This window comes from Rathayibacter iranicus NCPPB 2253 = VKM Ac-1602 (assembly GCF_003149025.1).
Classification (GTDB): Bacteria; Actinomycetota; Actinomycetes; order Actinomycetales; family Microbacteriaceae; genus Rathayibacter; species Rathayibacter iranicus.
Window position 1 is genome coordinate 1 of the sequence record NZ_QGDV01000028.1, and the last position, 9,996, is coordinate 9,996.

A 9,996-nucleotide genomic window follows, 5' to 3' on the forward strand; every position below is an offset into this window, starting at 1 on the left:
TCCTCCACGCCATGATCCGCGACGGCAGCCTCTACCACCCCCGAACCCCACTGCCAGCCACCGCCGCTTGACAAACCACATAGGGACACCCCCCGGGGTGCTTGGAGGCACCGCGGCGAGAGGACCCTTCGGGTGGCGACTCTCGTCGATGCGGTCTCCAGCGCCTCTCGTCCGTCGAGCGGGCGGAGGCGCGAGACCGGTGCGGGTCAGGCGGTCCAGGTCCCGGAGACGAGGAAGCGCTTCGTACGCTTGGCATGCGTCATGGTCGGCTCCTCTCGTCAGTGGGTGTGACGACCGTATCGACTCCCCGCCCGCTCCGCGGCCAGTGTCGCCCCATGCCAGCCTCCTGGCACAACTCCCCACCCCTCGCGCCCGTGCTGAGGTGCCGGAAAATGCAGCGAAGTCGCTCAAATCGCAGCACTCTCGGGCACCTCAGCGCGAAGGCTTCAGGAGGTGCGAGCGCGCGCGACGAGGCGGCGCAGGTGCTCGCGGGGTGCGCGGGCGCAGTGCACGGAGGTGCCGAGCACGAGGGTGTCGCGGGCGCTGCCGTACTCGGGCCAGTCAGCGCCGGGGTCGCCGGTCGCGGCGAACGCCGCCCAGCGCGAACCGATCTCATCGCTCAGACTCCACGGCGCGGCGGGTCCGAGCGCGGCGCAAGCGGCGGCGGAGTCATCCAGATGGCGGAACAGGAACGGCAGCTCGAGTGAGTGGGTGGCGCCCCGGGAGTCGTTCAGCCGCCACGTAAAGAGCGCTGCGCGGGTCGATCCAGGAGCCGAGATCCGCGCGTCGAGCAGCCGCTGGCTCGGCTGCCGATAGATCTCGTCGGTGACGCACGCCTCCAGCGCCTGTGCATCGGAGGCTTCCCGGCCGAGTTCTGCCGCCAGCGCCTCCCGATACGCGACCGCCCGCGACCCCGCCCACTCCGGGAGCAGCACGTCGAGGTGCCGCTCCAGCATCGCCCGCAGCGCCGAAGTATCGGGCGCCGTCAGATCCACTGCGCCCGACGATTCGTTCACGTTCGTCGTCACGATCAGATCGACGGTGCGCGACGCTCCGGCCGCGACCGCCGAGACCGGGTCGCGGGTCAGCAGCCTCCCGTCGAGGCTCGGCCGGAACACGGCCTCCGTGTTCGGCCCCGCGGCGGATCGGCGGGCGAGCAGCCGGCCCTGAGCCTCGACCAGGCGCTGCCACGGCAGGTTCAGGAGTTGTTCGGGCGCCGCGCCCAGCAACTCCAGCAGCTCGGTCGTCACCGCCTCGCCGTACTCGCGCGAGCCGATCCGCTCGGGGCTCGCGCTCTGTAGCACCGCCCGCCCGAACAGCCCCTCCGCCGCCGGCGCCGCCAGGAGCATCGCCACCGCCGTCGCCCCCGCGGACTGCCCGGCGAGCGTCACCCGGTCGGGGTCGCCTCCGAACGCCGCAATCTCCGCCCGTACCCATGCAAGTGCGGCGATGACGTCGTGCAGCCCGAGATTCGCGGAGTCGCGGACCTCGTCGCCGAGGACATGGTCGAGAGTGAGGAAGCCGAGGGAACCGAGCCGGTAATTCACCGCGACGACGACGGTGCCGGTGCGGGCGGCGAAACGCGCCCCGTCGCAAAACGGCTCGGCGTTGGACCCGGCGACGTGCAGCCCGCCGTGGACCCAGACCAGGACGGGACGTCCCTCCGCCCCGGCTGGTGCCCACACGTTCACGGTGAGGCAGCCCTGCTCGCTGCCGCCCGCGGTCTGCGGAGCGCTCGGTCCCGACTCGCGCGCGTCGCGCACCCCACTCCAGCGCTCGACCGGAGGCGCCGCTTGAAATCGTGGCGCCTCCCCCGCATACGGCACGCCCAGGAACGCCACCGCGTCGCCGTCCGGCGTGCTCACCCTCCGCCCCCGTAGCCGTCCGCCGCCGACCGCAACCTCACACACTGCCGCCACCACACTCACTCTGCTTTCGCCTCTCCCCGCCCAGGAGAGTAGCCCCCAGCCCCGCCCCCTCGCCGCGATATGCCTCTTGAGTACGTTCTCTTCGGCCTCTCGCGTACCCAACTGGCATCTCGCGGCGGGGGAGACGGAGAAGAGGCGGGGGTGGGGTGGGCAGCGGAAGGGGTTGCCGCGCTGCGGGTGGAGCGATTGGCTGGCATCAAGAAAGAGAGGTGTCATCCATGACGCAGACCTTTCCCGCGTGGTTGCGGGATCAGCAGAAGAGGGACGACGAGGTCGGCGTGTTCGCGCAGACCTACGGCGGCCGTGGCGACCTGCCGGAGCACGGTGGCCGGGCGATCTATGACGGCTACTTCGCCAGCGAGCCGGAGGCGGCGCAGGCCGACTTGGAGCGCGCGTGGATGGAGTTCGAGGCGCACCCCGAGCCATCCGCCACATCCGACGAGCCGGAGGGACTGCGATGACCGACCAGACCCCGAGCCCCGTCGAGGACCCGGCTGACCAGACCGACAAGCCATCGCAGGCCGAGGGCGAGGATGAGCGCGACACCCCGCACGAGGTCCTGCCCGCCGAGGGCAAGCCGTCGCAAGCCGAGGGCTGAGCGCGAGCTCTTAAGAGAAGGGGCGGCGCCGTCGTGGCCCGCCCCTCCTCCCTTCGCGTCAATTGCGCACTCGAGAGCACACTGTCAGCCGGTCACCAGAGTCCCGCCCAGGTCGGCCGAGACGGTGTAGATATCGGAGAAGAGAACGGCCCATCCGCAGTCGACAGCGGAATGGTTCGTCGTCCCGCACGATGCTGTGCCGCCCGCCGCTTGCATGATGCCGACCGCTCCGAAGCCGTCAGACCAGGGCACAATAACTGGTCCGCCGCTGTCACCACTCACTCCGAGCACCTTCTTATCGACTTGCTCGGCGCGCATGGTATAAAAGTCTCCTTCCTCGTCGGAGGTTATCAGGAATCCGACGTCGACGACCTTGCCGTCGCAGTGCACTCCTGAATTTCCTCCGTCGGTGCATACGAGGCTTCCTACTCCGACTTTTTGCATTCCTCGAACGGGCACGATGTCAGTACTCTGCGGCCCGCCATCGAAAGTCCAACCAACTCCTCTACTTGCCAATGTGGCGGTTCCGGTGCGATCGCCGCGGATGTCCGTGGCGCCGTAAGAGGAGGAATCGGAGTTGTAGGCTCGCCAGGACCCGCCTGCAACGGCTGGCTGGCAGTGGCGTGCTGTTGTAGGTCTCTCTACATCGTTGATACGTAGCGTAAAAGCCATCGAGCAGACTTTAGAGAATGACTGGAGCGCTATGAAGCTGCGCATAAATCCTCCTCCCGAGAAGGAGGGCACGTCCGTCGTTCGCGAAGGCCGTGCGCTGATCGGTGTCAGCGGATCTGCCAGCCTCACGTCGACCGGGATGGAGCCCTCACTTCGCACAATGTCCTCAACCTCGCTGATCGCGCCATTTGCGGATGCGCCGACGCCGCTGACGCCCGGGAGGCTTCGCTGCATCAGGGCTCCCTCGACCACAAGGGATGGGCGGTCGAAAGCGACAGTGGAAATTCCGGACAGGCTGAAGCCGAGCTGTGAAAGATCGTTTCGTCTTGCTGCGATTTTCCTCGCCTGCTTGTCGACCTCCTCCCAGCTGAAAGGATATTCGACGAATGCGACTGGCAGGTGGGCTTCGTTAGCGGCAGAAATGACGTCCTGTCGCCGTTCGTCACCGTCTCCGTGCCAGAGAATCTTGAGCCCGCCGGTCTCATCATCGACGGCGGAAATCAGATAGCCGGCCTCTTTCACCCCGTGTATGTTCTCGATATGAGCAAGAAGTTCTCCCCGCACTCGATCGGCCTCGATCCTGTTGGCGCCGCGCTCATCAACGTAATGTTGCGTGATGTCGCTAATACGACCAGCTCTCGGGAAGCTGCTTGGCGACTGGAATCGCGTCGAGGGTGTCCGCCGACGCCGGTCCTGACGATAGGGCAGCTGATATCAGCACAAGAGCGCTGAGTGCTAGGGTTATCCCCGTTTTCATAAAGGTTATCTTCTTTCGATCGGACGGAAATGGTGACAGGTGAAAGCGGGCCGTGCGAGGAATAGTGAGGCTCCGAGTTGCATCACGGCGGACCAGAGCGGATTGTCGAAGATGTAGTCATGACCGCCGAAAAGCGGGCCCCATCCGGCGAAGGCTGAGACGACGCCGAGGGTTTGCAGCAGTGCAAGGAAGACGAGTGCGAGGCGTGCCCCCAGAGGAAGAGCGGGCAGGGCGATCACGGAGACGGCTGCGACCCACGCGACGGCCGGAGCTGCGAAGAATGTGACCAGGAAGAGCCCCAGATACTCGATCGGGTATGTATGCGGCTGCGGCCTCGACACCGCGAAGACGAATTGGGTCGCGCCGGCGAGGAGAAGGGCAGCCCGCCGGAAAGCCAGCGCCGTCCGCGCGCGAATCCCGAAGGCCAGGACCCCGTAGGCCACGAGTGCGAGCGCGGCAGCGGCAGGGAACTCCGGAAGGAACGGCCGCGAGAACTCATTGATGGAGTGAAGACGTCTGAGCGCCGGGGCGGCGAGGAGGAAGGTGATGTTCGCGATCCCAGCCAGGAGGAAAAGCCAGAACGCACTTCGTAGTAGGCGAGAACTGACTACAGGAGCGGCGGAGGCTTCCCCAAAACTGGACGACACGTCCTCGCCCCCCATCCATGACTGATTGTCAGCGATGGCGAGAGTAGTCCAACTCGACCAGCACGGCGCTGCGGTGGCGCGTCCTTCGTCTCGGTCAGGCCACGTGCTCAGGCGATGCCAGAGACGTGGCTCACATTAACGAGAGGAATGGAGATCCCCCACCGAGAACCCTTCAGCGGCTCGCCGCCGCCAGCAGCTCCTGTGCCTCGGCGCTGCACGGATACCGCGTGAGTACCCGCTCGAGGTCGCGGCGGGCCGGCGCGCACCGCCCTTCGGCCAGATGCGTGCTTGCCCGCTCGAGAAGCGCCTCCGCCCGCAGCTCGAGCGGACGTGTGCTGGTGACGGCGGGGCGCACGACCCGGCCGAACGCGTCGAGCGCGCCGTCGATCAGTCCCAGTTCCCGCAGTGCGATCCCCCGGCGGATGAGTACGGCGGCGGAGGCGGCGTCGAGGTTCTCGACCGGAGCCGAAAACCGCGCAACATCGTGCCAGCGGCGCCGAGCACAGTAGAGCGCGGCCAGCGTCGATGCGGCGAGTGTTGACGGCTCGAGCGTCTCGACCGCGGCGATCGCGCCGCCCGGGTCCAGCGTCGAGGCGAGTTCGGCGAAGACCAGCCGTAGCGCTGTGCCGTCGAGGGGCACCTCCACGTCGAGCCCCCCGCTCAGGGGCAGCCGCACGGTGAGCACTATCCCGTACCGGCGAAGGAACGAATCGGTGCTCGGGTCGTAGCGGAGGCGGACGAGCCAGCAGGCGAGCCGCGTCGCACGGTCGTCCTCGGGGGAGCGGAGGGCGTCGCGAACCAGCTCGACGGCGACCGCCACTCGCGAGCCCTCGGGGAAGGAGGCGGTCGCCTCGTGCAGGTCAGCGGCGGGTGCGCCAGCCCTGATTAGCCGGATCAGTGGCGCTTCCCACGGCGGCGCGAGGGCCGAGGGGCGCACGAGACCTGGGCCGCTGGGCATCGTCAGGGTGCCAGACAGGCGGCAGCGGTTGTTGCCACGGATCAGTGGATCGCCCGCCGGCTCCAGGCGCGGACGCGTCAATATCCGGAGTTCCCCACTCCGCCGGAACCCGACCCCCACGGCCATCCCCTCCGCTCGCGACGGTCGCTCACAGCCGTCGACCCGCCGAGTGTACGGGGTCTGGAAAGTCCGGCCCCTCAAGCGGGGCGGCACGCATGGACGACAACCGCCGCAATTCCGGTCATGAGCCTCTCATTCACCCCCCAATCGGGAGGTGCGGCATCGCGCATGAGGACGTGCACCGGCATCCCTCCAGCACGCCCCATCCCCGCCGCCGGGGGAACCCTGAGCTGGATCCCGCGCGTGCGGATGAATCTGAACTCAGGAGAATTTGTCGGAGCTCACGCACTTCGCTGTTAAGACTGACAGGTATTCACAACTCAAGGGAGTGTGCAGACATGACAGATCAGCAGAACCGGGTGGCGTCATCAAATGAAGTTCACACCCTGGACCTTTCTGGCGGTCTCGTTCCTGGGGGTGATGGTCGGTGCCGGTGTCATTACCGTCCTCGGGGCGACCGATCCGTGGAAGACCGTGATCGCTACCGTTTCGCGAGCGGTCGTCCTGCTGGTCGGGTGGGCGGTGCTGAACCTCGCTCATCGTCGGCACTCCTCCAAACAACCACGGACAGGGAGACAATGATGAAATTCGCGATGAGGATTGGAACCGTGCTCGTTACGGTGGCGGCGTGGGCATCACTGATGGAGCGTCACCTCCGATGACCTGCCCACGACAGTCGAGGTCGGCACAGGCAGGACAGTGAGCGGCTTCTGGACGATCGATGACCCGGACACGGTGACGTTCCACTTCACTGCTGACGACAATTCGCGACTCCGCTCGAGGGGCGGGGAAGTGCTGAGGCTGACTAGCGACTGGGGCTCTGAGGAGTGGGGTCATTGCGTCTCCGGGGCGGGCGTCGCAGGCGCTGCCACCGGAGGCTTCCTCGGCGCAATCTCCGGACCCGGCGCGATCGCGGCCGCGACAGGCGGCATGCTCACCGGCATCATCGGCGGCGCGGTCACCTGCTGACAGCACGCTCGCATCCTTCACCCGGGGAAGCCCGAACCGTCGAGACCGCCCGTTGTAACGGGCGCCCATGACGGTCCGGGGTTTCCTCGGTGACGTGCCTACGCATTCGGATGAAACCAGGCTCAGGGGATTTCGTCGAATCTCCCCCGCGAAGACAGGTATGTATTCACAACTCAAGGGAGTGTGCGAACTTGACTCATCAGCGAAATCGCGCGGCCGCATCAAGGACGTGGTCGCCGTGGGGCTTCCTCGCGGTCGCGTTCGTTGGGACGATGGCCGGCAACGGCGTCTCGACCATGCTCGGGGCAGTTGATCCGTGGAAGCCGGTGATCATCGCGATCACCCAGGCGGTCGTCCTGCTGATCGGATGGGCAGTGCTGAACCACCTCCACCGTCGGCGCTCCTCCAAACAATCAGGCACAGGGTGAGCTTCCTCCACCGGGGGAACCCCCAACCGTCGAGACCGCCCGTGATGACGGGCTCCCTCGACGGTCCGTGGTTCCCTCAGCCGGCGAGACTGCGCGCAGAACGGGCTCACGTCGCGATCGGAGCCCCGTCGAGCGCGAAACCTCAGTGCCGCTCGGCTGCGCCGTACAGCCGTCGGATGAGCAGTGGACCGCCGATTCCGTGCAGGAGCAGGCTGCCGCCGACGACGAAGCCCGTCGCGGCCAGCACATCGAAGCCGTCCTCCGACGGGAGGGCGTTGAAAGCGATCAGGCCGAACACGATCGAGGCCGCTCCCCGCGGGCCGAGAAGGGCGATGACGAGTCGGTCCTTCCTGGTCGTCTTCGTGCCGAGCAGGGCCAGGAGGACGGGGCCGATGCGGCCGACCGTCAGGGCGAAGAGCGCGAGGAACAGGGCCGGCCACCAGTCCACCGACCCGGTGATCAGAATGATCCCGATCAGGCCGAAAGCGAACCAGAGCAGAAGCGTCAAGAAGGACGTCACGTCCTCGACCAGGGGCGTCTCCGAGCGGTCATCCCAGCCGCGACCGCGGGCGAGACGGAACGCGATCCCGCAGACAAATGCCGCGACGAAGCCGTTGCCGTTCACCGAGACGGCCACGGCGAAGGTGAGCACGGGCAGAGCGAGAAGACCGATCCGGATGCTTTGGCCGTCCGCCCATCCTGCGGCGCGGGCCCACCGGAACAGGCGTCCTGCGCCCACGCCAAGGGCCGCGCCGACGACGAGAGCGATGAGACCCGCCGGCGCTGCCGCGAGGAACGTGGTCAGCGCGTTCTGCTCCGGTCGCGCCGACTCGGCGGCGAGAGCGAGGGCGCCGAGGAGAACCGGTGTGACGAGACCGTCGTTATAGCCGCTCTCGATGCTCAGCCAGCGCCGCACGCGTGCGGGAATCCGGGCGTCGCGAATGATCGACGTCTCGGGGGAGAAGTCGACCGGCGTCGCAATGCACGTCACAGCGATGATGACCGGGAGCGAGAGGCCGAGCGGCAGGGCGAGGCCGACGGCGAGGATGCACGCTGCCGAAAGAGGGAGGGCGATGAGCAGGAGCCGCAGCGGAACGGCGCTGAGGGCCGCGCCGGGCGGACCCTTCACATCGATTGCGTCCACGAAGAGCAGCAGCGCGAGAACCACCTCGGCGACCAGCAGCGCGGCCTTGGAGTCGAAGAACAGCGTGCTCTCGTCCGTCACGAACCAGCCGGCGATGGCGCCCAGTACGGCCATGAGGAGGGGCCCGCTGACCGCGATTCGCCGGAGTCTGCGGTGTGTGAGCGCCCAGATGACGGTGGCTCCGGTCACGAGCAGTAGGGCGGTCACCTCGTGACGGTAGCTGGTTGTCGTCGCGGCGGACACCGGGAGGCGCACTCGTGACGCGTTCGCCGTCGGCGAGGGACGGCGCGGGCCCTGCGTCTGGTCACTCAACGGGGCCGGGCCGCGGTCTGGAGCCCGGTAAGGGGGGCGCTCGAGCGCCGGATGACCGCTCCGGCGAACGAATATCCGAAAGGTCCGCCCGAGATTACGAAGCGATCGCCTTCTCCGCTGCCCGTGTCGAATGCGGTCCTTCATGATCGGTGCCGTACCAATGAACACTCTGGAGGAACAATTGACTAAGCAATCGGATTCGACGCGTGAGATCACTCTCGGAGGTGACTGGGTCATTCCGGCTCAGGATGGCTTTGCTCGACGCACGCTGGTGAAGGGGGCCGCCTGGAGTATCCCGGTCGTTTCCCTCGCGGTCGCCACGCCCGCCGCGGCTGCTTCGAACTCTTTTGTGTGCCCCACTGTTCCGGCATCCTCTGGGTGGACGGGCGCAAGCGGCCTCGATGGCGATTCGGGCGGCACCGGAGATTATGGATGGACTTCTGACGGCACGTCGTGGTGGAACACAAAAGACGCGACTCGGAGTAATTACTTCAGTTACTACATCGAGTTCCCGTTCAAGGGCGTCGCCGGGCATAACTACAACTTCAGCTGGTCGGCTTTTGCGAATGGTTCTGGAAACAACGTCTCCTACGTCGCCTACGACGTCTTGATTGGCGGCGGCGGGGTCTACACGGCATCCACTGACCCTCGACGGGACGGAGGCGCGACGTACCTCGACCCGGATACGGCGACTTCGGTCCCGGCGTCCGCCACGTTCACGCCCCAGATTGACGGAAACTACACGTTCCGCTACAGGATCCGGCTGTCACACCTCGCCGACACGCAGTACTCGAATCACAATGTCCAAATCAAGATGCCGACGCTGACCTGCTCCTGATCGCGACGAAGGGTGCGCCTCGGCAGGCGGGTTGAGGCGCACCCTTCTGGCGTGGCAACGCTGTCATCGTTGACATTTCGCTCATCTTCCGCAAGAGTTCCCCCTCACGGCGTTGTCTTACGTGTGTGAGCGCCGGATGACCGTGAAATCAGGGACGCGACTGCGATGACAGCCGGCTGGCTCTCGACTCCCGGTCGATATCCGTGGTCGGTGTCGTCTCGTTCTTCCCATCCTGTATATCCCCGCAGGGAGACAGGAGGAAGGAGAGGCTGGAACGAATGCTGCGAGCTAATCGGACGGCGTTCTCGAAAGGCGTTGTTCTCTCGGGTGAGCCGGCCGCGACCTGGTTGGAAGCGCTGTGTCGCTCGCCCGACCGACGGGACGATCTTCGGCTTGCCGCGGACATCTATCGAGCGCAGGACATCGCCCTCGCGAGGCTGTGGACGAGCGCCAGCATTCTCACAAATGCCGACCTTCACTCTGAGGGGGTGTCGATCACGGTTCTCACCGAGGGAGAGATGGTGCTGCGAGCGGGGGGTGTCCCTATGTGGTTTGTCAAGCGGCGGTGGCTGGCAGTGGGGTTCGGGGGTGGTAGAGGCTGCCGTCGCGGATCATGGCGTGGAGG

At 66.6% G+C, this 9,996-nt stretch carries 12 protein-coding genes; 7 read left to right on the forward strand and 5 right to left on the reverse strand.

The features are described from left to right. Positions 1 to 446: 446 nt before the first annotated feature. Positions 447 to 2,144 (reverse strand): carboxylesterase/lipase family protein, encoded by a 1,698-nt coding sequence (locus tag B0H03_RS15585; protein ID WP_272914923.1) that lies wholly within the window; start codon positions 2,142 to 2,144, stop codon positions 447 to 449. A gap of 2 nt (positions 2,145 to 2,146) precedes the next feature. On the opposite strand from B0H03_RS15585, the gene B0H03_RS16820 reads away from it, so the two are divergent. Next, positions 2,147 to 2,389, forward strand: a complete 243-nt coding sequence (locus B0H03_RS16820) for a hypothetical protein (RefSeq protein WP_104266077.1) — start codon at positions 2,147 to 2,149, stop codon at positions 2,387 to 2,389. Continuing rightward, positions 2,386 to 2,526, forward strand: a complete 141-nt coding sequence (locus tag B0H03_RS16825) for a hypothetical protein (protein WP_160487414.1) — start codon at positions 2,386 to 2,388, stop codon at positions 2,524 to 2,526. Before B0H03_RS16820 ends, B0H03_RS16825 begins: the two co-directional genes overlap by 4 nt. A gap of 84 nt (positions 2,527 to 2,610) precedes the next feature. Here the strand turns inward: B0H03_RS16825 and B0H03_RS16320 are convergent, their stop codons facing one another. The 3 genes from B0H03_RS16320 to B0H03_RS15605 form a co-directional block, all read right to left on the reverse strand. Next, entirely contained in the window at positions 2,611 to 3,762 is a 1,152-nt protein-coding gene (locus tag B0H03_RS16320; protein WP_127844055.1) for a chymotrypsin family serine protease, read from the reverse strand. A 198-nt stretch (positions 3,763 to 3,960) separates the two neighbouring features. Then, a complete protein-coding gene (locus B0H03_RS15600) occupies positions 3,961 to 4,602 on the reverse strand; it encodes a hypothetical protein (RefSeq protein WP_133248953.1) in 642 nt (213 codons plus the stop codon). A 172-nt stretch (positions 4,603 to 4,774) separates the two neighbouring features. Then, positions 4,775 to 5,641: a tetratricopeptide repeat protein gene (locus tag B0H03_RS15605; protein ID WP_104266081.1), complete on the reverse strand. Its 867-nt coding sequence runs from the start codon at positions 5,639 to 5,641 to the stop codon at positions 4,775 to 4,777. Between the two features lie 411 nt (positions 5,642 to 6,052). On the opposite strand from B0H03_RS15605, the gene B0H03_RS15610 reads away from it, so the two are divergent. From B0H03_RS15610 to B0H03_RS16325, 3 genes are all read left to right on the forward strand, one after another. Beyond that, entirely contained in the window at positions 6,053 to 6,262 is a 210-nt protein-coding gene (locus tag B0H03_RS15610; protein ID WP_104266082.1) for a hypothetical protein, read from the forward strand. A 117-nt stretch (positions 6,263 to 6,379) separates the two neighbouring features. Then, a complete protein-coding gene (locus B0H03_RS15615; protein WP_104266083.1) occupies positions 6,380 to 6,649 on the forward strand; it encodes a hypothetical protein in 270 nt (89 codons plus the stop codon). A gap of 191 nt (positions 6,650 to 6,840) precedes the next feature. Continuing rightward, complete coding sequence (locus B0H03_RS16325; protein ID WP_127844057.1) at positions 6,841 to 7,077, forward strand: hypothetical protein; 237 nt, start codon at positions 6,841 to 6,843, stop codon at positions 7,075 to 7,077. Positions 7,078 to 7,219: 142 nt separating this feature from the next. Here B0H03_RS16325 and B0H03_RS15620 read toward each other — a convergent pair whose 3' ends face one another. After that, positions 7,220 to 8,428 carry a cation:proton antiporter domain-containing protein gene (locus B0H03_RS15620; RefSeq protein ID WP_241560467.1) on the reverse strand — a complete coding sequence of 403 codons (1,209 nt, stop codon included), beginning with the start codon at positions 8,426 to 8,428 and terminating at the stop codon, positions 7,220 to 7,222. A 286-nt stretch (positions 8,429 to 8,714) separates the two neighbouring features. On the opposite strand from B0H03_RS15620, the gene B0H03_RS15625 reads away from it, so the two are divergent. After that, the gene (locus B0H03_RS15625; protein WP_127844058.1) at positions 8,715 to 9,371 is read left to right on the forward strand and encodes a hypothetical protein; all 657 of its coding nucleotides are present in this window, start codon (positions 8,715 to 8,717) and stop codon (positions 9,369 to 9,371) included. 203 nt (positions 9,372 to 9,574) lie between these two features. Beyond that, positions 9,575 to 9,996, forward strand: a 422-nt coding sequence (locus tag B0H03_RS16945) for a hypothetical protein (RefSeq protein ID WP_207774258.1), incomplete at its 3' end; no start/stop codon positions are given.

Bases quoted from the DNA above. Each gene is read 5' to 3' on its own strand.
- B0H03_RS15585 (WP_272914923.1), bottom strand. From the start codon at position 2,144: ATGACACCTCTCTTTCTTGATGCCAGCCAATCGCTCCACCCGCAGCGC.
- B0H03_RS16820 (WP_104266077.1), top strand. From the start codon at position 2,147: ATGACGCAGACCTTTCCCGCGTGGTTGCGGGATCAGCAGAAGAGGGAC.
- B0H03_RS16825 (WP_160487414.1), top strand. From the start codon at position 2,386: ATGACCGACCAGACCCCGAGCCCCGTCGAGGACCCGGCTGACCAGACC.
- B0H03_RS15610 (WP_104266082.1), top strand. From the start codon at position 6,053: ATGAAGTTCACACCCTGGACCTTTCTGGCGGTCTCGTTCCTGGGGGTG.